This is a genomic window from Kitasatospora sp. NBC_01250 (assembly GCF_036226465.1).
Lineage (GTDB): Bacteria > Actinomycetota > Actinomycetes > Streptomycetales > Streptomycetaceae > Kitasatospora.
Genome location: NZ_CP108476.1, coordinates 2400473 through 2425897 on the forward strand (window position 1 = coordinate 2400473; position 25425 = coordinate 2425897).

The following is a 25425-nucleotide window of genomic DNA, read 5'->3' on the forward strand; positions in this document are numbered from 1 at the left end:
CCACCCCCAGGACGCGGGTGATCACCATGGTTCGTGCGGCCGCGAGTTCCTAGCGTTGGCAGGGTCAGAAAGACCCGCGCTGGAAGGAACTCCCATGGCACCGCGCGAAGGCCGCCGCCCTCGTCACGACTCCGCCGCCGCCTCACCGCAGCGCCCCGCCGATTCGCCGTTCGCGGTGGAGATGCGCGGGGTGCGGCGGGTCTACGGCCGCGGGGACCAGGCGGTGCAGGCACTGCGCGGCGTCGACCTGGCGCTGCCGCACGGCACCTTCACCGCCGTCATGGGCCCCTCCGGCTCGGGCAAGAGCACCTTCCTGCAGTGCGCGGCCGGCCTGGACCGGGCGGACGAGGGGCAGGTGCTGCTGGGCGGCACCGAGCTGACCGGGCTGAGCGAGAACCGGCTGACCACGCTGCGCCGCAGCCGGATCGGCTTCGTCTTCCAGTCCTTCAACCTGCTCCCCTCGCTCACCGTGCAGCAGAACGTGCTGCTGCCGCAGCGGCTCGCCGGGAAGCGGCAGGACAGGCGGCGGGCGCAGGAGCTGCTGGCCCGGGTGGGCCTGGGCGAGCACGGCAGGCGGCGCCCCGGGGAGCTGTCCGGCGGGCAGCAGCAGCGGGTGGCGATCGCCCGGGCGCTGATCACCGACCCCGAGGTGGTCTTCGCCGACGAGCCGACCGGCGCACTGGACAGCCGCACCGCGCTGGAGGTGCTCGGCCTGCTGCGCCAGGCGGTGGACCAGTTCGGCGCGACCGTGGTCATGGTCACCCATGACGCGGTGGCCGCCTCCCAGGCCGACCAGGTGCTCTTCCTGGCGAACGGGCAGCTGGTGGACTGCCTCGCCCAGCCCGACCCAGGCACGGTCGCCGCCCGGATGCTCAGCCTGACCGCCGCCGTCACCGGCACGGGCACGGGCACCGCCGCCGGTTACAGCGCGGCGGTGGCGGCATGATGAACGGCCTGGCCCGCGCGGCCGTGCGCTTTCGACCCGCCTCCTTCGTCGGCAGCTTCGTCGCCCTGCTGCTCGCCAGCACGGTGATCACCGCCTGCGGCCTGCTGCTGCAGACCGGGGTGACCGCCCACCTCGCCCCGGTCCGCTACGCGAACGCGCCGGTGGTGGTGGCCGCCGACCCGTCCGCGAAGATCTCCGTGCGGCACGGCGAGAGCCGTGAGACCGAGAGCACCCCGCTGCCCGAACGGGCCCGGGTGGAAGCGGCGTTGGCCGACAGGCTGGCTGCACTGCCCAGCGTCGCGGCGGCCCTGCCCGACCTGGCCTTCCCGGTCCAGGCCGCCGTGCCCGGCGCGCCGGTGCTCACCGCGCACGGCTTCGCGAGCATCGGGCTGACCGCCTCGGGCCCGCAGCCCGGGGCGGGCGGCGGCCTGCTCGCCGAGGGCCGGGCCCCCGGGGTCGGCGAGGTGGTGCTGGACACCGCGACGGCGCGCGCCGCGCACCTGGCCGTCGGTGACCGCGTCACCCTCACCGCGCCGACCGGCAGCGGCAGTTACCGCGTCGCCGGGCTGGCCGACCCCCGGGTGGGGACGGCCGGCGCCTGGTTCACCGACGCCGTCGCCGGGCAGCTCTCCGGCCACCCGGGGCGCATCGACGCGATCGCCGTCCAGGTGCGTCCCGGAGCCTCGGTCAAGGAGGTGGCCGCCCAGGTGCGGCAGGCGGTCGGCGGCCAGGCCCAGGTGTTCACCGGCGACGGCCGGGCGACCGTGGAGCAGCCGCTGCTGCTCCAGGCCAAGGTGATGCTGACCGCGCTCGGCGGCAGCTTCGGCGGCATCGCGACGATGACGGCGGTCTTCGTGGTGATGGGCACCATCGCGCTGGCCACCAACCAGCGGGCCCGCGAGTTCGCGCTGCTGCGGGCGATCGGCGCGACCCCGCGGCAGATCCGGCGCACCATCGCCACCGAGGCGATGCTGATCGCGCCGCTGGCCGGCCTGCTCGGCATCCTGCCCGGTCTGGGCCTGGCGCACTGGTGGTTCGGACAGATGGTCTCGCGCGGCGCCGTTCCGGCGGGCCTGTCGCTCTCGGTGGGCTCGATCCCGATGCTCGCGGCCACGGGCTCCGGTCTGCTGGCCGCCCTGCTGGCCGGCTACCTCGGCGCGCGCCGCCCGGCGAAGCTGCGGCCGAGCCAGGCGCTGGGCGAGAGCGCCGTCGAGCGCGCCCGGCCGGGCTGGATCCGCACCACGGTCGGCCTGCTGGCGCTGGTCGGCGGCTGCGTACTGGCCGGGGTGACGACCGGGCAGAGCGGGGCGGACGCCGCCAACACCGCGCTCGGCGTGGTGATGTGCTTCCTGCTGGCGATGGCGCTGCTCGGCCCGCTGGTCGCCTGGCTCGCCACCACCGTGCTCGGCCTGCCGCTGCGCACCCGCCCGGCGGGTGCCGCCGGTTCGCTGGCCGCCGACAACTCCCGGGCCAACGCCCGCCGCCTGGCCTCGGCGATCACCCCGATCGTGATGGTCACCGCGTTCTGCGGCACCCTGCTGGTGATGGGCAGCAGCATCGCGCACGTCTCGGCCGAGCAGGTGCGCGGCGGGATGGTGGCCGACCAGATCGTCGCTTCGGCCGGGCCCGGGCTGCCGGTCGACGCCGCCGCGCGGGCCGCGAAGGTGCCCGGGGTGGCGGACGCCGTCGGGGTGCTGCACACGGGGGCGGTGCTGCGCTCGGGCGACACGCTGAACACCGCGACGGTGCTGGGTGTTTCCGGCGATCCGTCCAAGGTGCTGGACCTCGGGGTCCGGGACGGCTCGCTGAGCGGGCTGGCCGGCGGCACCGACACGGTCGCCGTCGACGCCTCCGTGGCCGACACGATGAAGGTCAAGGTCGGCGACCGCCTGCCGCTGCAGCTCGGCGACGGCACGCCGGTCCGGCCGACGGTGGTGGCCGTCTACCAGCGCGGCCTGGGACTGGGCGCATTGGTGCTGCCGCGGGCCGCGCTGGCCGGCCACGTCGGCACCGGCTACGACAGCCAGGTGCTGGTGCACGACGCCCCCGGGGCCGACCGGGCGGCGGTGGCCGCCGCGCTGGCCCGGCTCGGCGACGGCGCGCCCCTCACCGTGACGGACGCGGCCGGGTACGCCGCCGCCTCCGACCGCGACCAGGAGCTCAACACCTGGGCGAACACCGTGATGGCCGGCGTGCTGGGCGGCTTCGCGGCGGTCGCGGCGGCGAACACCCTGGTGATGACGGTGCTGGACCGCCGCCGCGAGGTCGGCCTGCTCCGGCTCTCGGGCACCACCCGGCGCCAGGTGCGGGGCATGTTCCGCTGGGAGGCGCTGCTGGTGGCGACCACCGGCCTGCTGCTCGGCGGCGCGATCGCCTGGGTCACCCTGGTCCCGGTCGCCCGGGGCCTGACCGACTCCGCTCCGTACGTCTCGCCGGCGCTGGTGCTGCCGGTGGCGGCCGGTGTGGTGCTGCTGGCTCTGGCCGCGACCGCCCTGCCGGGGCGGGCCCTGCTGCGCGAAAAGCCGTTGACGGCGAGCGCGGGGCGGCGGTAGCTGTATCCGGCGGTACCTGATCACGGCGGTACCTGATCACGAGGGGGAACGATGAGCACCGAGGAACACGTCCAGGACCCGCGGGCGCTGGTGTTCGGTCAGGCGGCCGAGGAGTACGACGCCGGGCGGTCCGGGTACGCGGCCGAGCTGGTCGACGAGGTGCTCGGCTATGCCGCGCTGGACGGTCTGACGGCGCTCGAAGCCGGCGCGGGGACGGGAAAGGCCTCGGTGCTGTTCGCCGAGCGGGACGTCCCGCTGGTCTGCGTCGAGCCCGACCCGCAGATGGCCGAGGTGCTGCGCCGCAACACCGCGGGCCACCCCCGGGTGTCGGTGGAGGTGAGCGGCTTCGAGCAGTGGCAGCCCGGCGACCGGCGCTTCGGGCTCTTCCTCGCCGCCACCTGCTGGCACTGGTTCGACCCCGCCCGCCGCTGGGACCTCGTGCACGCGGCCCTCGCCCCCGGCGGCGCGGTGGCCCTGCTCTGGAACCCGCACGGTGTGCTCGACCCCGACCTGCACGCCGAGCTCGGCGAGATCGACCGCCGGTACGAGGTGGCCAGCTCGCCGCACGCCGCCCTCGCGGCCGACTACGGTGACCAGGCCGGCTACTGGGCCGACGGGGACGAGGACCCGAGCGGCTGGCCGGAGGCGGAGTGCCGGCAGGACGGGCGCTTCACCGACCTGCGCTCGCTGCGCCACGGGGTCCAGGTGCAGTACGACACCGAGCGCTACCTGAGCATGCTCGCCTCCATCTCCTCCTACCGCGTCCTGCCCGCCGAGCAGCGCGAGCGGGCGCTGGCCGAGACCGGCCGCCTGCTCGACGCGCGCGGCGGCGGGATCGGCATGCTCCACCTCACCGACCTCTTCCTCGCCCGCAGGCGCTGAGCCGGGGCGCGTCCGGTTCGGGGCGCGTCCGGTTCGGGGCCCCTCGTATTCGGGGCCCCTCGTATTCGGGTGGAACGGGCGGAGCTTCGCGGGCTAGGGTCGCGCGCATGACCGAGCGCACCTTCCGAGTGACCGTCCGCGGCAGCTTCGCCACCCTCAGCGCCGAGCAGCGCGCCGAGCTGGCGGCGCAGGCGGACCGGCACAGCATGCTCTTCGCCACCTTCACCACCGAGGGCAACCTCAGCTACGAGCTCGCGCCCCGGGACGTGTTCTCCTTCCGCTACCTGGAGACCGGCGAGGCGGACGAGGACATCGTCGCGGCCGGCGCGCGGGCCGAGGCCGCGGCGGCGACCTGGCTGGAGGAGCGCGGCTACGGCTACAAGAACCTGCGCTCGCAGGCCGAGGACATGTCGAAGGCGGCGCTGAGCAAGCGCCAGCGCAAGGCCCAGGCCCGGGGGTAGGGGCAGGGGCAGGGGCAACGGGCCCGCGCCGCCTCGCACGGCGAGCGGCCCGCCTGCCTGCCCGACCGCACCGGTGCCCCACCCAACCAGCAAGCCCGCGCCAGGTCCCGCGGCCCCAGCCCCGGCCTTCCGGCCGGGAGGCCCGGAGGCCCGGAGGCCCGGAGGCCCGGAGGCCCGGAGGCGCGTGGGCCCGGAGGCGCGTGGGCCCGGTGGCGCGTAGGTGCTGGGGAGTGTCAGGCGGAGGCCAGCGCCTGCCGGGCTGCCGTCAGGGCGGCGGCGCGGTCGGCGGCGGCCAGGCCGATGCGGGTGCGGCGGTCGAGCAGGTCGGCCTCGTCGAGGGCGCCCTCGTGGCGGACGGCGAAGCGCAGTTCGGCGGCGGTGGTCTCGGTGCCGGGTGCGATCGGGGTGAGCTGCGCGGGGTCGTCCCCGGCCTCGGCCAGCACCGCGGCGGCCTCGGTGCCGTAGCGGCGGACCAGCCGCAGCGGGGCGTCCAGCCGGTCGAGGCGGGCCCGCGGCGCGGCGCCGACCAGCGGCAGCGAGCGGGTGCGGCAGGGGCGGGCGGGCAGACCGGTGCGGGCCAGGGCCGCGTCCAGCGCGTCCTCGGCCATCCGCCGGTAGGTGGTGAGCTTGCCGCCGACCACCGTGACCAGCCCGTCCGCGTCGGTCAGTACCGCGTGCTTGCGCGAGACGTCGGCGGTCCGCCCGGTGCCGTCGTCCAGCAGCGGGCGCAGTCCGGCGAAGGTGCCGAGCAGGTCGGCGCGGGTGAGCGGGGTGCGCAGCGCCGTGTTGATGGTGCGCAGCAGGAAGTCGATCTCGCCCTCGGCGGCCTGCGGCACGTCGGGGATCGGCCCGGGGGCGTCCTCGTCGGTGAGGCCGACGTAGACCCGCCCGTCGGGGGCCGGCAGCGCGAAGACGAAGCGGTTGCTCTCGCCGGGCACCGGCACGGTGAGCCCGGCGTTCAGGCCGCCGGTCGGGCCGGTGAAGGCGGCGGCCGGCAGCACCAGGTGGGTGCCCCGGCTGGGCCGCAGGGTGATCCCGGGGGCCAGTTCGCCGGCCCAGACGCCGGTGGCGTTGATCACCGCGCGGGCACGCAACTCGAAGCTCTCGCCGGTCAGTTCGTCCCGCAGCCGGGCGCCGGACCCGCTCGCGCCACTGGCCGAGCAGCGGGTCAGGATCCGGGCGCCGTGCGCCGCCGCGGTCCGCGCGAGGGCGATCACCAAGCGGGCGTCGTCCACGAGTTGGCCGTCCCAGAAGACCAACCCGCCGCGCAGCCCGGCGGCTTGCACGGTGGGCGCGTAGCGCAGCACCTCGGCGGCGGTCAGCCGCCGGGAGCGGGGCAGGGTGGTGGCGGGGGTGCCGGCGGTGACCCGCAGCAGGTCCCCGGCCAGGAAGCCGGTGCGCACCAGCGCGGCGCCCGCCCGGGTGGTGCCGGGCAGCAGCGGGACGATCTGCGGCAGCGCGTGCACCAGGTGCGGGGCGGTGCGCTCCAGCAGGATGCCGCGCTCGACGGCGCTCTCGCGGGCGATGCCGACGCTGCCGGAGGCGAGGTAGCGCAGACCGCCGTGGACCAGCTTGGAGCTCCACCGGCTGGTGCCGAAGCCGAGGTCGTGCTTCTCGGCGAGGGCGACGGACAGGCCGCGGCCGGCCGCGTCCAGCGCGATGCCGGCGCCGGTGACCCCGCCGCCGATCACCAGCAGGTCGACCACGGCGCCGGGTTCGGCCAGTTGCGCCAGCTCGCGGACCCGGCGGGCGGCGTTCAGCGAGGCGGTGGGCCGGTCGGCGGCGGGGGTGCTGGTCATTGCTCGGTACCGCCTTCGGTCAAGGGTGCGGACGGGGCCTGGGGCGCGGACGGGGCACAGGATGCGGACGGCGCCTCGGGCGCGAGGTACCGGTCGAGCAGCAGGCGCAGCTCGTCGTCCAGCCGGCCGACGGCCTCGCCGGTGCCCTCGGGGGCGTCCACGAAGACCGGGCCGGTGAGGGTGAACGACCAGGCGGTGAGCAGCACGGCCCGGGCCAGCAGGGCGGGGTCGCCCGGCCGGATCGAGCCGTCCGCGATGCCCGCCTGCAGGCCGGCTTCGAGCATCGCGAGCTGGTGGTTGGTGTTGGCGCCGCGCCGCTTGAGCAGGTACGGGGTGAGGAAGTCCGGGTCCAGCTCGATGATCTTGCGCAGCAGCGGGTGGACCCGGATGGCGGCCACCAGGCGCGCCACCCCGTCGACCACGTGGGCCCGGCCGTGCGCGGCCTGCGGGGCAGGCGCGGCCCCGGCGGCGTCCGCCGAGGGGAAGGCGCTCTCCGCGAGCTCCGTCCAGACCCGGGTGGTCAGGGTGCCGAGCACCTCGCGCACCCCGCCCCAGCGGCGGTAGAGCGTGGCGCGCGAGACCCCGGCCCGGCGGGCGATGTCGGCCATGGTGATCCGCTGCATGCCGATGGTGAGCAGCAGTTGGTAGGCCGCGTCCAGGATCCGCTCCTCGGGGATCGCGTTCGCGGCCCGTAGTGCGACTCGGCCGGCCTCCGGCTCGCTGCTGTCTGCCCTGCTGTTGATTCGCTGCGACACCACATGTACAAGTGTATCAGCGCCCACCTCTCCAGCCCCGAGGACCTCGATGACCGAGTCAGACCTGCCCGTCGCGGACTTCCACCCCTACCGCTGGGGTGACCCCGCCCACCACACCGACCTGCCGGCCGCCGCCCGCGAGACGCTGGCCGCCTTCGGGGTGCGCACACCCGCGCAGCCGCCGGTCGACCTGGCCGACCTGACGCTGCCCGACCCGGCGGTGGACGCCAAGGTGCTGGCCGAGCTGGCCCAGCTGGTCGGCGCCGAGCACCTGGACACCGGCACCGCGGCCCGGCTCGCGCACACCCGCGGCTGGTCCACCCCCGACCTGCTGCGGCTGCGGGCCGGCGACGTCACGGACGCGCCCGACGCCGTCGTGCTGCCCGGCTCGCACCAAGAGGTGGTGGCCCTGCTGGAGGTGTGCGAGCGCGAGCGGATCGCGGTCGTCCCCTACTCCGGCGGCACCTCGGTGGTCGGCGGCCTCGCACCCGAGCGGGCCGGCTTCACCGGCGTCATCGCCTTCGACCTCAAGCGGCTGGACGCCCTGCTCGCAGTGGACGAGATCTCCCGCACCGCCACCCTGCAGGCGGGCGTGCGCGGCCCCGAGGCCGAACGGCTGCTGCGCGCGCACGGTCTGACGCTGGGTCACTTCCCGCAGTCCTACGAGGGCGCGAGCATCGGCGGGTACGCGGCGGCCCGGTCGGCCGGGCAGGCCTCCGCCGGCTACGGGCGGTTCGACGAGATGGTGGTCGGCCTGGTGCTGGCCACCCCGCGCGGCACCCTCACGCTGGGCACCGCGCCGAAGTCGGCGGCCGGCCCCGACCTGCGCCAGCTGGTGCTCGGCTCGGAGGGCAGCCTCGGCGTGATCACCTCGGTGACCGTCCGGGTGCGCCCGGTGCCGGCCGAACGCCTCTACGAGGCCTGGCGGTTCGACTCCTTCGCGGCCGGCGCGGACGCGCTGCGCCGGCTCGTCCAGGACGGCCCGGTGCCGACCGTGCTGCGGCTGTCCGACGAGGCGGAGACCTCGATCAACCTGGCGGACCCGGCGGCGATGTTCGGCGGCGGCCCCGGCGGCTGCCTGGCCGTCACCGGCTACGAGGGCAGCGCCGCCGAGGTGGCCGCCCGCCGGGCCGGCGCGAGCGCGGTGCTCGCCGCGGCGGGCGGGCAGTCGCTGGGCACCGAGCCCGGCGAGTCCTGGCGCAGCGGCCGCTACCGCGCGCCCTACCTGCGGGATCCGCTGCTGGACGCGGGCGTGCTGATCGAGACACTGGAGACGGTGACCTTCTGGTCCAACCTGCACGCGCTGCGCACCGCCGTCACCGAGGCGCTGAGCAACTCGCTGACCGCGCAGGGCACTCCGCCGCTGGTGCTGTGCCATCTCTCGCACGTCTACGAGACCGGCGCCTCGCTCTACTTCACCGTCGCCTGCGCGCAGACCGAGGACCCGGTGGCGCAGTGGCGGCTGGCCAAGGAGGCCGCCAACGAGGCGATCCGCGCGGCCGGCGCCGCGATCACCCACCACCATGGCGTCGGTACCGACCACCGCGAGGTCTACGCCCGCGAGGTGGGCCCGCTGGCGGTGGCCTCGCTGCGGGCGGTCAAGCAGGTGCTGGACCCGGCGGGCATCCTCAACCCGGGTGTGCTGATCGCCACTTCGGACGCGGCGATGCAGGACGCGGCGGCGCAGGACGGTCGGGCCGAGGGCGGTCAGGCCGGGAGCGGTCGGGCCGAGGGCGGGAACTGAGGTGGCCCCCGCCACCTTCACGGCGATCGTCAACCCCGTCTCGGGCGGCGGCCACGCCGCCGCCCGGTGGGAGCCGGTCGCCGTCCTGCTGCGCTCGGCCGGCGCCGCCGTCCGCACGGTGCCGACCCACGACCGCGCCCACGCCATCAGCTGCGCCACCCAGGCCGCCGAGCGCGGTGACGTGGTGGTCGCGGTCGGCGGCGACGGCATGGTGCGCGACGTGGCGGAGGGCGCCGTGCGCGGCGGCGGCACCATGGCCATCGTCCCGGCGGGCCGCGGCAACGACCTGGCCCGCACCCTGCGCCTGCCGGGCACCGGCGACCCGACCGCGATCGCCGAGCTGCTGCTGGCCGCGCCCACCCGCACGCTCGACGTGCTGGAGGTCAACGGGGTGATCGCGCCCGGCAACGTGTACATCGGCATCGACTCGCTGGCCACCCGGATCATCAACGCGGGCCGCGGCCTGCCGGCCCTGCTGCTCTACCGGCTGGCCCCGCTGCAGGCGATCCTCCGCTGGCGCGCGGCCGGCTACACGCTGACCGTCGACGGCGAGCGCCGCGAGGTGCGCGCGCACACCGTGGTCGTCGCCAACTCCGGTGCCTACGGCCACGGTCTGCGCATCGTGCCGTCGGCCGTGCTGGACGACGGGCTGCTCGACGTCATGGTGGTCGGCGACGGACCGCGCGCCAAGATCGTCGCCTTCATGCGCGAGGCCAAGCGGGGCACCCACCCGAGCCGCCCCGAGGTCACCGTGCGGACCGCGCGGCGGGTGACGGTGGACGCCGACCGCCCGATACCGGTCTGCGCGGACGGCGACGAGATCGCGCAGCTGCCCGCCGACATCCGGGTGCGACCGGGGGCGCTGACCGTCATCGCTCCCTGACGGGCCGTCACCTCCCCTGGCCGAGCGCGGTGACCAGCATCGCGCGGGTCTCGCGCATGGTCGCCATCGAGCGGTCGATCGCCTCGATCTGGGCGCGCAGCCGCGTCTGCGCGCTCTCGCAGGGGCTGAGCCTGCCGTCCTCGGCGAAGCAGGGCAGCAGGCGGGCGACCGCGTCCAGATCGAGCCCGATGTCCAGCAGCAGGCGGATCCGCCGCACCTGCTCGACCGCCGGCTCGGGAAAGTCGCGGTAGCCGTTGGTGCGGCGGGTGGAGGGGAGCAACTCCCGCTGGTCGTAGTGGCGCAGCGCCCGGGTGCTGATCCCGGTGCGCCGTGCCAGCTCGTTGATCAGCACCGCCGCCCCCGTCGCGTTTGACCTTGTCACCGGTGTCAAAGTTTAGCGTGAGGATCACCGCCCCCCAGGAAACGGATGTGATCCGCCATGGCCTTCGACGTGCACGCCCATGTCACCACCGACCTCCCCGCCCAGCTCGCCCGGGCCCGCCGGGCCGGGGTGACCCGCACCGTGCTGCTCTCCACCCACGTGCACCCCGAGGCGTCGGCCGATCTGACGGACCTGCGGGCCGAGTTCGCCCGGCTCGGCAGCGTCCTCGGGGGCGAGCGCTCCTCGTTCGACGGCTACCGCACGGCGACGGCCGAGCTGACCGCCGCGCTGGCCGCCCACCCCACCGAGCTGGCCGGTTTCGTCAACGTCCCGCTGGGCCTGACCGAACAGGCCACCGGTGCCTGGCTCGCCGACCACCTCGCCCTGCCCGGGATCGTCGGCATCGGCGAGCTCAGCCCCACCCCCGGGCAGGCGGAGGCGATCGAACCGGTGCTGGCGGTCAGCGCCGACCACGGTGGACTGCCCATCCTGGTCCACGGGTTCGCCCCGCACACCGCGGCCGACCTGCGGACCTACGCGACGATGGCGGCGCGCTTCCCGCAGGTGCCGGTGATCGTCGGCGCGCTCGGCGGCCTGAACTGGATGGACCTGGTCGACCTCGCGCTCGAACACCGCAACCTCTTCGTCGACCTGTCCAGCGCGCTCCAGGTGTTCGCCGTCCGGATGGCCGTCCAGGCGCTGCCCGCGCAGTGCCTCTTCGGCTCCAACACCCCGTACGGCGACGTGCTCGCCGCGCGCTGCACCGTGGAGGCGGCCGTCCCCGACCCCGGGCTGCTCGACCAGGTCCTCACCGGCAACCTCACCCGGCTGCTCGCCCGGTAGTCCGCCCACCAGTCCGCTCGGTAGTCCGCCCGCCGGTTCGCGGTTCGGCCCGCGAGCGGCGGCCCGCGGTGGCAGGATGGCCGGCATGACCTCGCACTTCGGTGACTACCAGAACGAGATCTACCTCAACGCCCTGGGCGGCGTCCTCCCCGAGTTCCCGATGGCCTTCGCGGAGTTGGCCGAACGGGCGCAGGCCGCGCTGCCACCGGGCATCTGGTCCTACGTGGCGGGCGGCGCGGGTGACGAGTTCACCCAGCGGGCCAACGTCAGCGCCTTCGAGCAGTGGGCGCTGGTCCCGCGGATGCTGGTCGGCGCGGCGCAGCGCGACCTGACGGTCGAACTGTTCGGGCGCACGCTGCCCTCGCCGCTCTTCCTGGCCCCGATCGGCGTGCTCGGGCTCTGCGCCCAGGACGGCCACGGCGACCTGGCCGCCGCCAGGGCCGCCGCCCGCACCGGCGTGCCGATGACCGCGAGCACCCTGAGCGTGGACCCGATGGAGCAGGTGGCGGCCGAACTCGGCGACACCCCCGGCTTCTTCCAGCTCTACACCCCCACCGACCGGGACCTCGCGGCGAGCCTGGTGCAGCGGGCGGAGGCGGCCGGATTCCAGGGCATCGTGGTCACCCTGGACACCTGGGTCACCGGCTGGCGCCCGCGCGACCTGCGCACCGGCAACTTCCCCCAGCTGCGCGGCCACTGCCTGGCCAACTACACCTCGGACCCGGTCTTCCGGGCCCGGCTGAAGGAGCCGCCGGAGCAGAACCCGGCAGCCGCCGTCCTGGAGTGGACCAACATCTTCGCCACCCCGCTGACCTGGGCCGACCTGCCCTGGCTGCGCTCGCTGACCACCCTGCCGCTGATCCTCAAGGGCATCCTGCACCCCGACGACGTCCGCCGCGCCAAGGACGCCGGAGCGGACGCCGTCTACTGCTCCAACCACGGCGGCCGCCAGGCCAACGGCGGCCTGCCCGCCCTCACCGCCCTCCCCGGCGTGGTCGCCGCGGCCGACGGCCTCCCGGTGCTCTTCGACTCCGGCGTGCGCAGCGGCGCCGACCTGGCCAAGGCCCTCGCCCTCGGCGCCACCGCCGTGGGCATCGGCCGCCCCTACGCCTACGGCCTGGCCCTCGGCGGCACCGACGGCATCGTCCACGTCCTGCGCACCCTGCTCGCCGAGGCCGACCTGATCATGGCAGTCGACGGCTACCCGACGCTGGCCGACCTCCGCCGCGAGGGCCTGGTGCGCCTCCCTGGCGGGGTGTGAGGAACTCGCAGGTCATCGGCGTCTTGGTGGCGACCCATGTTGTTTTCCGTCCTCGCACACAGGTAGCCTGCGAACACTTAAATGATCTTATGCATAACTGGGTGTTACGGGGAGCAAGTGACCGGGGCGGGCTTGGGCGAGCGGTTGGCAGCACTGACGCCGGATCTGCTCCCCACGAGCTGGCCCGGCTTCCGGCAGCTGACCGGGCGCCAGCTTGCTGACGCCCTGCCCACGGCCAGGGTTCGACTCAATCCGGGGGCCCGAGTGAGCGTCACCATCCCGCTGGCGGACGTCGCCGGTTCAGCGGGTGATTCCGCGCTGTGAGGCTGAACGGGACTCCCCTGCCACCGATCGGAGCCGGCCGCCACCCAGCGGCCCGGGCCCTGTTGGGGTGGCTGGACGACCAGCGGGCACCGAGGCTCTGCCTGGTGGCCGGGGCCTCGGGCAGCGGCCGGAGCCACCTCCTGACCTGGCTGGCCGCAGCCCGACCGTGCTCCGCCCCGGCAGCCGCCGGTCAGGTGCACACGGTGCTGGACACGGCCGGCCTGAGCCTGCGAGGCGCCACCTGGCGCCTCGGCCGCCTGCTGATGCACGCCGCCCGGACACCTGCAGCACTGGCGGCCGAACTGGCACAGGCGGCGGAGCCGCTGGTGATCGCCGTCACCGACCTGCACCGGGCCGAGACACCGAGGGCGATCGCCCATGACCTGCTCGTCCCGCTTCTGTCTCTGCCCCGGACCCGGTTGCTGGTGGAGGCACCGAGCGGCCAGGACCACGACGTCACGGCCGCCCTGACCGCAACGGCTCCCGGCCCTGCACTGCTGAACCTGGACGAGGCACGCTGGACCGACCGGGATCGCTTCACAGCCTGGTGCGCCGAGCCTTCGGCCGCATGCGCCTACCCCAATCCGGGGCTGGCCCTGCTGGCCGCCGGTGTCCCGGGCTCCGGGCACGGCGACGCTTCCGGCGGCGACATCTGCCAGGCATGGTGGGACGCGCTGCCCACCGACCTGCGTCCCGTCGTCGCCGCACTCGCCGCCTGCCCACGGCCGCTGACCAAGCGCCAGTGGGCCGCGCTGCCCGGCGCAACCGACCAGGCCCGCGTGGACCGCGCGGCAACGCTGCTGCCGGCCGAACCCGGTGGGACCACCTGGAGCCTGCGCCCCGCCGGCCTCGCCGAGATCGCCGCGCAGGCCCACCCGGCTCCGCCTGCGGCCGAGAGCATGGCCGCGCTGCTCCGGAAGCTGCCCCGGAGCCCGGGCGGCGGGATCGACTCCGGGACGGCTGACCCCGAACTCCTGGACCTGTTCGCCCGGCACGCCGTCAAGGCCGACAGCGGGGCCCAACTCCTCGCCGATGCACCGCTACTGGTTCGCGCCGATCCGGCAACGGCGGCCCTCGCGCTCGACTGCGTCCCCGACGAGGTGTGCGAGAGCGCGCTGGGACAAGCCTGGGACCGAGCAGGTCCGGCTCTGACCGCGGTCGGCGATCCTGCTGAGCGCGCTGCCGCACTCCGGCTCCACCTCACCGACCGGGACACCGCGGTGGGCCAGTTGCTGTCACCACTCATCAGCAAGCCGCCGCAGGTCCTCTGGAGACACTGGTCCCCTACCCCGGCCATGACTCTGGGCCAGGGGCCGTACGCCCAAAGCCTGCTGGTCCTCGGCCCCGACAGCCGGATCCATCAGCTCCAGTTGGCGGACGGCCTGCCCGTCGGGCAGCCGCGGCCGTTCCCCGGCGCCCTTCCGGTGGTCCTCAGCTGCACCACCGACGGCGACCTGCTGGCGCTGAGGCATGGTGAGGCACTGCGCATCGTGGCCCCGAGCGAGGACGTGTCCGCGCAGGTGTCGTTTCCGGCCCAGGTCGCCGGCATCATCTCCGGGATGTTCGGCGACACGCTGACGGCCCTCGCGCCGCTGTACGACGAACTCAAGAGCCCGGGATTGGGAGTGGGCGACAGCACCGGCCACGTGCACTGGTTCCGTACCTTCGACCGCGGCCTTCGTTCGCCCGAGGCCCTGCACCAGGGGCGGGTCACCGCGCTGGCGGCGACCTGGTTGTCGACGGAGCGCGAGCTGCTGCTCCTCAGCGGGGGGCTCGACGGGCGGGTGCGGGCGTGGGTCCCCGGGCGGGAACCGCTGCCCCGGCCGGTGGAGGCCCGTGCCTGTCCGGTCACGGCCGTGGCCGCCGCCGAGACTCCGCAGGGGCTGCTCTTCGTCACGGCCTGGACCGACGGCCTCGTGCGGGTCGGTCACCTCGCCGGTGCGGGCACCGCCCGGGACCTCCAGCTCGGCTCCCCCGGGCGCTCGGCCGCCGTCCTCCGGGACGGCCGCGTCCTGCTGGCGACGGACGAGGGCCTGCTCTGTCTGCGCCCGTGAGACCCGTGGGGCCGGGTGGTCACTCCTCGATCGCGCCGCCCACCGCGCGCAGGTGGTCGCGGAAGGTGAGGTCGGGTCGGGTCCGGCGGGCGGCGAGGTAGCGGTCGAAGTGGACCTGGGTGCGCAGGGTGTCGCCGGTGCGGATCCGCTCGGCCTGGCGGCGTTCGGTGTCGCGGATCTGCTCGGCGAGTGCGAAGAGTTCCGCGGCGCGGGCGGCGGGGAGGAAGAGCACGCCGTCCTCGTCGCCCAGGGCCAGGTCCTCCTGGGTCACCGTCCACTCGCCCACCCGGGCGGAGTCGAGCACCTCGGCGGGGCGCGGGTCCAGGCGCTGCGGGCCGGTGGGCAGGGCGCCCAGGCTGAAGACCGGCAGCCCGATGGCCAGGATGTCGGCCGTGTCGCGGTGCAGGCCCCAGACGACCAGGCCCGAGAGCCCGGCCGCGCGGGCCTCCAGGACCACGAGGTCGCCGATGCAGGCCTCTTCGAGCCGGGCGGCGTTGTCGACCACCAGCACGTCGCCGGGCGCGGACCGTTCGAAGGCTTCCAGGAAGATGTCCACGCTGCCGACGTGCCGGGCCGGGCGGACCCGCCCGGCCACCCGGCCGCCCGGCACCACGGGCCGCAGCTGCGCAGGCGCGCAGCGCACCGGGACCCGCGCGCGGAGGCAGGCGTCCGCCAGGTGGGCGGTGGTCAGGGTTTCGAAGCGCTTCTGAAGCTCCTGGTGATCCATCCGGCCCGCCTCTCAGTTTGATTGCCGCACTGACGCAGTATCAGGGGCCGGACGCCTCCGGCGCAACGCAGGACAGGCACTCGCGCTAGGCGGCGGCCAGCGAGATCTCGGTCGACTTGATCAGGGCCACCACCGGGGTGCCGGTGCGCAGGCCGAGGTCGTCGACGGCGTCCTTGGTGATCGCCGCGGTCAGCTCGCCGCCCTCGATGGCGACCTTGACGGTGGCCATGGCGCCACCGGCGGCCACCTCGGTGACGGTGCCCGGCAGCTGGTTGCGGATGCTCAGGCCCGCGACCGGGGCGTCGGCGGCGGCGAGGGCGATCTCGGTGGACTTGGCCAGTGCCTCGACCCGGGACCCCTCGGCGAGGCCCAGCTCCCGCACGGCCTCCAGGGTGATCGCCGCGGTGATGTCCTGGCCGCCCACCAGGCGGGCGCGCACGGTCGCCATCACGGCGCCGCCGGTGATCGCGGTGACGGTGCCGGGGATCCGGTTGCGGATGCTCAGGCTCATGCGCTGCTCCTCGCTCGAACGGTCAGGCAGGGGACGAAGGGGGCGGATCGGACTCCTCCGCCACCGCTCACCCTGCCACGCCCGCCGCACCCGCGCGGGGTGCCGCTCTGAGCCGGCGCACATCGGCTGCGGGCCGCATCGAGCGCCGCCACGGGAAGGCCACCGCGCCCGGCGAGATCCACACGAGCGGCGCCGACACCGGCAAGGGCCTCGCCCCGGGCCGGACGGGCCGCGGGGCGAGACCTCGCTCGCACTGGAAACGGGGGAATCCGGCGAGCTCGGGGACGAGTCTGCCCCCGGCCCCTTGCGAATCGCTTGAGCCGCTGCTCAACCGAGCGGCACGGACTGCGCGTAGTGGAAGAAGTCGTGCGGGTCGTAGGCCCGCTTGACCCGGCTCAGCCGCGACAGGTTGGGGCCCCAGTAGGCGTCGGCGTAGTCGGTGAGCCTGGTGTCGGGGAAGTTCAGGTAGGAGCGGCCGTTGGAGTAGGGGTCGAAGGCGTCGAAGACCCCGTCGATCCAGTCCTGCGCGGCTTCCCGCTCCTCGGCGGGCGGGTTCCAGTTCGCCAGGCTCACCGTGGCGATGGCGCTGTAGAGCGAGTCGCGGTGCGGCCAGGCGCCGTAGTCCAGCGAGCGGTTGTTGGCGTTCTTGCCCAGGCCCAGCAGGCTGACCACCCGGGTCTGGCCGGCCCGGCGGTCGGCGTCGAAGGCGGTGAGCAGCCGGTCGATCCCGTCGGCGGGCAGCACCCGGGTGAACATCCGGCCACGGTTCTTGACGTAGGCCTGGCGCGGCAGCGAGGCGTGCGGGTTGGCGCCGGTGGTGTGGCAGGCGTCCACGGTCAGGCTGCCGCAGCCGAAGACCTGCATCAACGCGTCCGGGTAGCTGAGGTCCTGGACCACCTGGGTGGCCGGCGGCACCCCGATCAGCGCGGTCAGATGGGCCAACTCCTGCTTCAGCGCGTCGATTCCGGCCAGGTCCACGCCGGTGACCAGGAAGCTGGGCGCGGCGCCCGGGCTCGCGTCGGGCAGCAGCAGCACGCCGTCCGAGGACAGGTCGGGCGAGGCCTCGGTGGTCCACTGGAGGTAGCCGGCCACTGCCTGCTGGGCGTGCGCCCAGTCCCAGGTCAGGGTGTAGTGGCCGACCCGGCCGACCTGGGTGGGGGCCATCCTGAACTCGGTGACCACGCCGAAGTTGCCGCCACCGCCGCCGCGCAGCGCCCAGAGCAGGTCGGGGTGGCAGTCCTTGGAGACGTTGACGATCCGGCCGTCGGCCAGCACCACCTCGGCGCCGACCAGGCGGTCGCAGGCCGGTCCGTACTTGCGGTACTGCCAGCCGGTGCCGCCGCCGCTGACGAAGCCGCCGGGGCTGACGGTGGCGCAGAAGCCGGCCGGCACGCTCAGCCCGCGCGGGGCCAGCTGCCCCGGCACGTCCACGGCCTGCACGGCGGGCTGCAGGCTGACGGTGCCGCCCTTGACCGCGACCTTGTTCAGCCGGGTCAGGTTGATCACCAGGCCCTCGCTGGTGGACCAGCCCGCGTAGCTGTGGCCGCCGCTGCGCACCGCGGTGGGCAGGCCCTCGTCCTGGGCGAACCGGATCGCGGTGCGCACGTCGGCGGCGTTCTCCGCGTAGACGACGGCCTGCGGGAAGACGGTGTCGAACTGGGCGTTCTCCAGCTGGCGGGCCTGGTCGTAGCCCGGGTCGCCGGGCAGCACCAGGTCGCCGGCGAGCGCGTTGTCCAGCCGGTCCCAGGTGCTGGACGGACGGCGCCGGCCGGCGGCCACGGCGGGGCCGGCCAGTACCAGGCCGGCGGTGGCGGCCGTGGCGGCGGTGGCCCCGAGCAGGGTCCTGCGGCTGATCATGGGTGGCCTCCATCGGTTGGAGCGGATACCTGACGAGTGGTGGGAAGTGCTTGCGTCAGTCCGCTGAGCAGCCGCCGCCACCGCAGGGCGCGCTCGGCCTGCCCGGCCTGGTACTCGGTGCCCACCCAGTGCGTCACCGGGCGGATACCGTGCAGCGCGTTGACCAACCAGGCTTCGCAGTCCGCCAGTTCGGCCAGCTTGGCCGGACGGCGGTGCACCGCGATGCCCAGGCTCTCGGCCTGACGGGCGATCAGTCTTGCTGTGACACTCGACAGTTGTCCATGGGCCGCCGGCCGGCACAGCGCCCCCTGCGACCACCACAGCAGGCTCGCGGTGGCGGACTCGATCAGCTCCCCCGACTCGGTGCTCAGCAGCGCGTCGTCGGCTCCCCGGGCCTGCGCGCCGGCCCGCAGGTCGGCCAGAAGCGCCAGGTCAGGGCCCTTGCGATGGGGAACGGTGCGCGGGTCGCCGGGCGTCCAGGGGAAGACCTTCACGCTGTGCGTGCGCGGCGGGGCCGGGCGCAGCCGCAGCCCCAGCCGGCCCCCGACGCGGAGCTCAACTCGTGGAAACCACACGCCTACTCTGGGAAGTTCGGCGGTGACCGCCGCCCAGAACCGGTCCACCGCCCGCCGCTGCAGGCCGAGTTCCAGGCAAGCCGCGGTAAAGCGTTCCTGATGGAGCTCCAGCGCGCGCACCCGGCCGTCCTCGACGAGCCAGGAGTCGGCGGCCAGCAGGCCGGGTGCCCCGAGGTCGGGTCGGGTGACCAGGCCTCGCTCGGGCTCCCAGGCCAGCCAGCGCTCGGCGGCGGGGGCGGTGGGACCGGTGGGGGTGGTCGGGCCGGTCATCGCTCAGTACCGCCCGGCCCTGTTGGTCGGCGCACCGGTGCGCGGCCCGTACGGTGCGCGCTCCAGCCACTCGCCGCAGGAGCCGACCAGCGGGGAGAGCGCGGCCCCGGCCGCCTGCCGCAGCCTGGTGATCCGCCGGCGCGGGCGCAGGTGGGCCAGCGCGGTGCGGGCGGCCTCGCTGTTGAACCGCGCGGCGGCCTTGCGGGAGTCGGCGAACGCGTCGATGGCGGCGAGGTGTCGGCCGGGATCGGCGAGCGCCTGTGCCACCGCCTCGGCGGCGGCCACCGAGTCGGCGATGCCGCTGTTCATGCCGCGCGCACCGAACGGCGGGAACAGGTGGGAGGCCTCGCCCACCAGCAGCACCCGGCGGTTGGCATCGGTGAAGTTTTCGGCCACCACGTGCAGGAAGTGGTAGCGCGAGACCCAGAGCAGCCGGTCAGCGTACTTGGCGCCGACCACCTTGGCCACCCAGCTGCGGGCCGCCTCCTCGTCGGCCCAGTCCTCGGGCCGGTCGCCGTCCTTGCACTGCAGGTCGAGCTGGAAGCCTCCGGCGAACGGGACCCGCATCACGCTGCGGTGGCCCAGCTCGGGGTGCTCGTAGATGAACACCCGCTCCAGCGGCAGCGGGTCCGCCTGGTCCTCCTCGATGTCGACCACCACGTGGAAGGCTTCGGAGCGCTCGCCCTCCATGGTGATGTCCTGTGAGCGGCGCACCTGGGAGCGGGCCCCGTCGGCGCCGATCACGTAGCGGGCGCTCAGCTCGGTGCCGTCGGCGCAGGTCAGCTCGGCGCCGTCCGGGTGGCTGCGCAGGTCGAGCAGCTCGGCGCCCCAGAGGAACTCCACGCCCGCCGCCCGGCAGGCGGCCAGCAGGTGCCGCTCGGTCTCGATCTGCCGCAGGCTGGTGAACGGCGGGGTGACGCCGGGGCGGGCCGGCTGGGCGGGGTAGCTGCGCGCGAAGACCGTGCGGCTGCGGTAGACGGTGCGCCGGGTCGGCCAGATCACGCCGTTGTCGATGAGCGTGCGGTCCAGGCCGGGGCTGATCCGGCCGAGCAGGTCGAGCGACTCGCGGTGCACGAAGAGCGCGCGGCTGCCGGGGCGCACGCGGTCCTCGGGCTCGGCCTCCAGGACGGTGACCGGCAGGCCGTGGCTGCGCAGGGCCAGGGCCGCGGTCAGTCCGACCGGCCCCGCGCCGACCACCACCACGGGCAGCGTCCCGTGCTCGGCGGCGGTGGGCTCTGATGTGTGGGACATCTCGGGTTCTCCTCGAAGAGCGGGACGAGCGGAGGGCCGGCTACCGGCTGAGGTTGGCGGGCGCGGTGTGCTCGCGGAGCATCCGGGTGATCTCCACCCGGCGCACCTTCCAGGTGGAGGTGCGCGGCACCTCGGTGAAGGCCCAGTGCAGCGGGGCGGCCAGGGTGGGCAGGTCGGCGGTGGCCTTCGCCCAGCGCTCGGGGTCCAGCGGCGCGTCCCGCCGGGTGCAGACCACCGGCACCGGCTCGCCCTCGGGGCCCACCACGATGACGGCCTCCAGCAGCTCCTCGAGGCGGGACATCAGGACGTCCTCGACCTCCAGGTTGCTGTCGATGTCCTCGATCTGGTCGATCTCCCGGTCGATCAGGTGCAGCTTGCCGAACCGGCCGAGGTAGCCCATGTCGCCCAGCCGCCACCAGCCCTCGGTCTTGTTGCGCAGGTAGCGCTCGTGCTCGCCGAGGTAGGTCATGATCGTGCTGCGGCCCCGCAGTTCGAGGTGGCCGGGCTGCCCCTTGGGCACCTCGCGCCCGTTCTCGTCCACCGCCCGGACCCGGATGAAGCCCGGCAGCACGTAGCCGACGTCGCGCCCGTCGTTCTTCTCGGCGCTCTTCTGGGTGTACCAGGCGCCCGAGATCGGGCCGGTCTCGCTCTGCCCGTAGAGCTGGACCAGCAGCGGGCGGTGGCGGCGGGAGGCGGCCAGCAGCCGCTGGATGGTGCGCGGGTGGATCGCGTCGAAGGTGCTGCTGTAGTAGCGGATGCTGGACAGCGGGGCGTCCGGCGCCTGGGCCAGGTCCTCCCACTGGACGAAGTTGTTCGGGTGGGTCTCCACCAGGCCCGGACGGTGGGTGACGAAGAGCGGGCCGATCTTGTCCGGGTTCGGGTCGTTGAGGATGAGCAGCGGGTTGCCGAAGTTCAGGAAGACGCCGAGCGAGTGGAAGAAGCGCGAGTGCACGAAGGACATGCACAGCGCCACCGTCTCCTTGCGGCGCACCGGCCAGGCGATGATCTGCTGCGGCAGCAGGCGGTGGAAGAGCCCGCGGGCGTTGTGCACCATCAGCTTGGAGACGCCGGTGGTGCCGGAGCTGTGGGTGATCAGGGCCGGCTGGCCGGGGTGCAGTTCGACGGAGGGCCGGCGCGGGGCGCCGGTCACCTCGGCGATCAGCCGCAGCCCGCCGAAGGCGGCGGTGCCGGCCAGCACGGTCTCGCGGGTCAGCTCGCCGACCGCCACGCCGTCCAGCGGGCCGGCCAGCTTGGCGGCGTCGGTGATCAGCCAGGGCTGCTCCAGGCGGCCGAGCAGCTGGGCGACGATCTCGCCGGAGAGCGCGGAGGAGACCATCACCGGCACGGCGCCGATCCGGGAGATCGCCGCGGCCAGCAGCGAGATGTCGAAGTTGTCGCTCTTGTGCACCGCGACCCGCTCGGCCGGGCGCACGCCCAACTGCCAGAGCCGGGCCGCCAGGTCGTCCACCACGTCGGCCAGCGAGGCGTAGCTGAACTCGGTGCCGAGGCCGGGCAGGGTGGCCAGCGGCTGGTCCAGGGTGACCGGCGCGGTCGGGAACTTGGCCGCCGCCCGCTCCCAGAGCAGACCGAGGTAGAAGGCCTGCTCGGGCAGCTTGCGGACCAGCTTCGAGACGTTTGCGAACATGGTTCCTACCACTTTCTGCGAGTCGGGCGAGTCGGGAGTCGGGGCGGAGGTGCGGGCGCTGTCACCAGCGGCCCTGGCGGACCAGGAACCGCTGGAGCTTGCCGGAGGCGGTGCGCGGCAGCCGCTCGACCACCGCCACCTGGCGCGGGACCTTGTAGGGCTCCAGCTCGGTGCGGGCCAGCGCGATCAGCTCGCGTTCCAGGGCCGCGGCGTCCAGCGCGTGCACGGTGCCGGGCTCGGGGACCACGAAGGCGCGCAGCTTGGTGGCGCCGCGTTCGTTGCTGACGCCGGCCACCGCGACGTCGCGCACCGCCGGGTGACGGGCCAGCACCTGCTCGATCTCGGCCGGGGCGAGGGTGATGCCCCCGACCATCTCCAGGTCGTCGACCCGGCCGAGGTGGACCAGGCTGCCGTCCGGGTTGCGCAGCGCCCGGTCCTTGGTGGCGAGCCAGCCGTCGACCAGGGTGCGGGCGTTCTCCTCGGGCAGGCCGAGGTAGCCGGTCGTCACGGTCGTGCCGCGCACCCACAGTTCGCCCTCGGTGCCGTCGGGCAGCACCCGTCCCTCGCGGTCGCGGATCTGCGCCTCGAAGCCGGGGGCCGGACGCCCGACGGTGCCGGGCGCGTGGAAGGCGGCGCCGTTGGTGGCGATGGCGTGGCCCGCCTCGGTGGAGCCGAGCTGGTCGTAGAGCGGGGCACCGAGGAAGTCGGCCACCCTGGCCGCCAGGTCCGCGGTCAGCCGCTCCCCCGCCGAGACCGCCGCCCGCACGCCGGCGAAGGCGGCGGGGTCGGTCTCGGCGAGCAGGTTGGCGAAGGCGGAGGGGACGGCGAACAGGTAGCTCACCCGGTGCCGGGCGGCCAGCTCGGCGATCCGCGCCGGCCGCGGCAGCCCGGGCTCCAGCACCGCCGAGCCGCCCGAACAGAGCGGGAAGGCGAGGGAGTTGCCCAGACCGTAGGCGAAGTACAGCTTGGAGACCGAGAAGCCGACGTCCTGCGGGCCGAAGCCGAGCACCTGGGCACCGGCCCCGCTCCAGTAGCGCGGCAGGTCCCCGTGTCGGTGCACAACACCCTTGGGGCGCCCGGTTGTTCCCGAGGTGTACTGCAGGTAGAGCTCGTGTCCGTCGGCCAGTTCGGGCGCCGGGGCCGGCGCCTGCCCGGCTGCCAGGTCGAGCAGGCGCCGGCCGGTCAGCCGCGGCAGGCCGGCGAAGCGCTCGGCCAACTCGTCGTCGGCGATCACCAGGTGGGCGGCGCTGTCGTCGATCAGGAACCGGTGCCGCTCGGCGGTCAGGTGCGGGTTGGCCAGCACGGCGGTGGCCCCGAGCCGGGCGGTGGCGAGGAACGCCACCACCCAGGCGATCGAGTCCGGCAGCGCGATCAGCACCCGGCTGCCGACGCCGACGCCGTGCCCGGCGAGCACGCCGGCCGCGCGGGCGGCCAGCGGGTGGAGCGCACCGTGGGTGATGGTGCGCTCCCCTTCGTGGAAGGCGGGGCGGTCCTGCCACCCGCCCTCGGTGGCGGCGTCCGCCAGGAAAGCGGCCAGGTTCATCGCGTGGGCTCCTGTCCCTCGGCGGCGGCTCAGGCGGCCAGCGGGTCGGCGACCCGGTAGGCACGCAGCGGGGCGGACGCCTTGAGCACCATCTCGTCGAACTCCTCGTCCGCGTCGGAGTCCAGGATGATCGCGCCGCCGGCCCCCACCCGCCACTGGTCGCCGACCTTGACGGCGGTGCGGATCACGATGTTCAGGTCCGCGGTGCCGTTGGTGGAGAGCAGGCCGATCGACCCGGAGTAGACCCCGCGGGCCTCGTTCTCCAGCTCGTCGATGATCTCCATGGTGCGCAGCTTGGGCGCCCCGGTCATCGAGCCGCCGGGGAAGCAGGCCCGCACCACGTCGATCGCGTCGCTGCCCGGGCGCAGCCGGCCGCGGATGGTGGAGACCAGCTGGTGGACGGTGGTGTAGCTCTCGGTGGCCATCAGGCGCGGCACGTGGACGCTGCCCACCTCGCAGACCCGGCCCAGGTCGTTGCGGAGCAGGTCCACGATCATCATGTTCTCGGCCCGGGTCTTGGGGCTGGCGGCCAGCGAGGCGCGCAGCTCCTCGTCCCGCGCGGGGTCGGCGTCGCGCGGCACCGTCCCCTTGATCGGCTTGGTCTCCACCACGCCGGAGCGGTCGATGGTCAGGAACCGCTCGGGCGAGGAGCTGGCGATCTCCAGCTCGTCCAGGCGCAGATAGGCCGCGTAGGGCGCCGGGTTGGAGCGGCGCAGCGAGCGGTAGAAGGAGTAGCCGTCCTCCACGGCCGGCAGCCAGGCGGAGGTGGTCAGGCAGACCTCGTAGCTCTCGCCGGCCCGCAGCTGCTGCTGGATCTCGGCGATCCGGGCCCGGTACTGCTCCCGGTCGTGGGTCAGCCAGCCCTCGGTCTGCTCGAAGTCGGCCGCCGCCCGCGCGGCGGGCTCGGTGGCCGGCAGCGAGAGCAGCCGCGCGGCGGTGCGGTCCAGCCAGCCGAGCGCGCCCGACTCGGTCCCGGGGTCGGCGTCGCTGAGCGCCAGCAGGTAGGTGCTGTCCTCCTGGTGGTCGACCACGATCACCCGGTCGGCGAAGAGCCACATCGCGTCCGGGGTCGGCGAGACGTGCTTGTTGTCCGCGCCGAGGTCGCCCTTGAGCTCGTAGCCGAAGTAGCCGACGTAGCCGCCGGTGAAGTCGAACGGCAGGTCGGGCACGTCGGTGCGGCGGCGGCGCAGCTGGGTCTGCAGGTAGTCGAAGACCGTGCCGGGGAAGTGCCGGGGCAGCTGTCCGGTGCGGCGCACCTCCACCGAGCCGTCGCCGGTGCGGTAGCGCACCGTCTCGGCCAGCGGCCCGGTGGCGTCGCCCAGGAAGGAGAACCGGGAGCGCCCCGGCTCCACGTGGGCGCTGTCCAGCCAGAAGGCGGGCGCGGAGGAGTCCGCGTAGAGGTGGGTGAAGGCGGCCTCGGTGTCCACGGCCGTCTCGATGGTGCGCACGTGCACCCGCAGGCCCGCGGCCGGCTCGGACGGGTAGAGCTGGGCCGGGGCGGCCCCGGCCCGCGCGGCGGGCAGCGGCGCCGGGGCGGCCGGAGCCGGGCCGCGGTCCTGCTGCGGGCTGCGGCCCTGGTGGGCCAGGGTCAGCTCGCGGAAGTTGGCGAAGAGCTGGCGGCCGTACTCGGTGCAGATCGACTCGGGGTGGAACTGCACGCCCCAGAGCGGCCGTTCGGTGTGCCGCAGGGCCATGATCACGCCGTCCTCGGACCAGGCGGTGGCCTCCAGGGTGGGCGGCAGCGGCTCGGCCACGCTCAGCGAGTGGTACCGGACCACGGTGAAGTCCTGCGGCAGGCCGGCGAACAGCTCGCGGCCGTCGTGCCGCACGGCGCTGAGGAAGCCGTGCCGCGGCTCGGGCGCGGGCACCACCTCGGCGCCCTCGCCGTGGCCGATGCCCTGGTGGCCCAGGCAGACGCCGAGCACCGGGATCGCGGCCTCCCGCACGATCCGGGCGGAGATGCCGAAGTCGCGCGGCCGGGCCGGGTGTCCGGGTCCGGGCGAGATCACCACGTTGTCGAAGCCGGCCAGGTCGAGCTCGGCGGCCCGCGGGTCGTCGTTGGTGACCACGGTCGGTTCGACGCCGTTGACCTCGGCGATCAGCTGGAAGAGGTTGTAGGTGTAGGAGTCGTGGTTGTCGATCAGCAGAGTGCGCATCACG

Annotated in this window: 20 protein-coding genes; 9 read left to right on the plus strand and 11 right to left on the minus strand. The window is 74.7% G+C overall.

What is annotated here, in order from left to right:
* Positions 1 to 94 precede the first annotated feature (94 nt).
* From OG500_RS09870 to OG500_RS09885, 4 genes are all read left to right on the plus strand, one after another.
* Positions 95 to 946, plus strand: a complete 852-nt coding sequence (locus OG500_RS09870) for an ABC transporter ATP-binding protein (protein ID WP_329578758.1) — start codon at positions 95 to 97, stop codon at positions 944 to 946.
* On the plus strand, positions 943 to 3498 hold the full coding sequence (locus OG500_RS09875; RefSeq protein ID WP_329578761.1) for an FtsX-like permease family protein: 2556 nt from the start codon (positions 943 to 945) through the stop codon (positions 3496 to 3498). Before OG500_RS09870 ends, OG500_RS09875 begins: the two co-directional genes overlap by 4 nt.
* Positions 3499 to 3549: 51 nt before the next feature.
* Positions 3550 to 4380 carry a class I SAM-dependent methyltransferase gene (locus OG500_RS09880; RefSeq protein ID WP_329578764.1) on the plus strand — a complete coding sequence of 277 codons (831 nt, stop codon included), beginning with the start codon at positions 3550 to 3552 and terminating at the stop codon, positions 4378 to 4380.
* A 107-nt stretch (positions 4381 to 4487) separates the two neighbouring features.
* Complete coding sequence (locus OG500_RS09885) at positions 4488 to 4841, plus strand: DUF6204 family protein (RefSeq protein WP_327066148.1); 354 nt, start codon at positions 4488 to 4490, stop codon at positions 4839 to 4841.
* A gap of 233 nt (positions 4842 to 5074) precedes the next feature.
* Here the strand turns inward: OG500_RS09885 and OG500_RS09890 are convergent, their stop codons facing one another.
* Both OG500_RS09890 and OG500_RS09895 read right to left on the minus strand, forming a co-directional pair.
* On the minus strand, positions 5075 to 6640 hold the full coding sequence (locus OG500_RS09890; RefSeq protein WP_329578767.1) for a glycerol-3-phosphate dehydrogenase/oxidase: 1566 nt from the start codon (positions 6638 to 6640) through the stop codon (positions 5075 to 5077).
* Positions 6637 to 7398, minus strand: a complete 762-nt coding sequence (locus OG500_RS09895) for a TetR/AcrR family transcriptional regulator (RefSeq protein ID WP_329578770.1) — start codon at positions 7396 to 7398, stop codon at positions 6637 to 6639. The genes OG500_RS09890 and OG500_RS09895 overlap by 4 nt, the downstream gene beginning before the upstream one ends.
* 46 nt (positions 7399 to 7444) lie before the next feature.
* Here OG500_RS09895 and OG500_RS09900 point away from each other — a divergent pair, with 46 nt between their 5' ends.
* Both OG500_RS09900 and OG500_RS09905 read left to right on the plus strand, forming a co-directional pair.
* Positions 7445 to 9139: an FAD-binding oxidoreductase gene (locus OG500_RS09900; protein ID WP_329578772.1), complete on the plus strand. Its 1695-nt coding sequence runs from the start codon at positions 7445 to 7447 to the stop codon at positions 9137 to 9139.
* Between the two features lies 1 nt (position 9140).
* The gene (locus OG500_RS09905; protein WP_329578775.1) at positions 9141 to 10022 is read left to right on the plus strand and encodes a diacylglycerol/lipid kinase family protein; all 882 of its coding nucleotides are present in this window, start codon (positions 9141 to 9143) and stop codon (positions 10020 to 10022) included.
* Between the two features lie 7 nt (positions 10023 to 10029).
* Here the strand turns inward: OG500_RS09905 and OG500_RS09910 are convergent, their stop codons facing one another.
* Positions 10030 to 10404 carry a MerR family transcriptional regulator gene (locus tag OG500_RS09910; protein WP_329578777.1) on the minus strand — a complete coding sequence of 125 codons (375 nt, stop codon included), beginning with the start codon at positions 10402 to 10404 and terminating at the stop codon, positions 10030 to 10032.
* A 57-nt stretch (positions 10405 to 10461) separates the two neighbouring features.
* On the opposite strand from OG500_RS09910, the gene OG500_RS09915 reads away from it, so the two are divergent.
* The 3 genes from OG500_RS09915 (at position 10462) to OG500_RS09925 (ending at position 14886) form a co-directional block, all read left to right on the plus strand.
* Positions 10462 to 11247, plus strand: coding sequence for an amidohydrolase family protein (locus OG500_RS09915; RefSeq protein ID WP_329578780.1), 786 nt, complete (start codon positions 10462 to 10464; stop codon positions 11245 to 11247).
* Between the two features lie 85 nt (positions 11248 to 11332).
* On the plus strand, positions 11333 to 12508 hold the full coding sequence (locus tag OG500_RS09920; RefSeq protein ID WP_327066155.1) for an alpha-hydroxy-acid oxidizing protein: 1176 nt from the start codon (positions 11333 to 11335) through the stop codon (positions 12506 to 12508).
* 428 nt (positions 12509 to 12936) lie between these two features.
* On the plus strand, positions 12937 to 14886 hold the full coding sequence (locus OG500_RS09925; RefSeq protein ID WP_329578784.1) for a hypothetical protein: 1950 nt from the start codon (positions 12937 to 12939) through the stop codon (positions 14884 to 14886).
* Between the two features lie 19 nt (positions 14887 to 14905).
* On the opposite strand, the gene OG500_RS09930 is transcribed toward OG500_RS09925, so the two are convergent.
* The 8 genes from OG500_RS09930 to pabB form a co-directional block, all read right to left on the minus strand.
* Positions 14906 to 15613 carry an RraA family protein gene (locus OG500_RS09930; RefSeq protein ID WP_327066156.1) on the minus strand — a complete coding sequence of 236 codons (708 nt, stop codon included), beginning with the start codon at positions 15611 to 15613 and terminating at the stop codon, positions 14906 to 14908.
* An 85-nt stretch (positions 15614 to 15698) separates the two neighbouring features.
* Positions 15699 to 16124, minus strand: a complete 426-nt coding sequence (locus OG500_RS09935; RefSeq protein ID WP_327066157.1) for a TOBE domain-containing protein — start codon at positions 16122 to 16124, stop codon at positions 15699 to 15701.
* 327 nt (positions 16125 to 16451) lie between these two features.
* Positions 16452 to 17981, minus strand: a complete 1530-nt coding sequence (locus OG500_RS09940) for an FAD-binding oxidoreductase (RefSeq protein ID WP_329578788.1) — start codon at positions 17979 to 17981, stop codon at positions 16452 to 16454.
* Positions 17978 to 18826 (minus strand): aminotransferase class IV, encoded by an 849-nt coding sequence (locus OG500_RS09945; protein ID WP_329578791.1) that lies wholly within the window; start codon positions 18824 to 18826, stop codon positions 17978 to 17980. Before OG500_RS09945 ends, OG500_RS09940 begins: the two co-directional genes overlap by 4 nt.
* A gap of 3 nt (positions 18827 to 18829) precedes the next feature.
* Positions 18830 to 20077: an FAD-dependent oxidoreductase gene (locus OG500_RS09950; protein WP_329578794.1), complete on the minus strand. Its 1248-nt coding sequence runs from the start codon at positions 20075 to 20077 to the stop codon at positions 18830 to 18832.
* A 40-nt stretch (positions 20078 to 20117) separates the two neighbouring features.
* A complete protein-coding gene (locus OG500_RS09955; RefSeq protein ID WP_327066161.1) occupies positions 20118 to 21722 on the minus strand; it encodes a class I adenylate-forming enzyme family protein in 1605 nt (534 codons plus the stop codon).
* 61 nt (positions 21723 to 21783) lie between these two features.
* Positions 21784 to 23265, minus strand: coding sequence for an AMP-binding protein (locus OG500_RS09960; RefSeq protein ID WP_329578797.1), 1482 nt, complete (start codon positions 23263 to 23265; stop codon positions 21784 to 21786).
* A 29-nt stretch (positions 23266 to 23294) separates the two neighbouring features.
* Positions 23295 to 25421, minus strand: a complete 2127-nt coding sequence (pabB, locus tag OG500_RS09965) for an aminodeoxychorismate synthase component I (protein ID WP_329578800.1) — start codon at positions 25419 to 25421, stop codon at positions 23295 to 23297.
* Between the last annotated feature and the right edge of the window lie 4 nt (positions 25422 to 25425).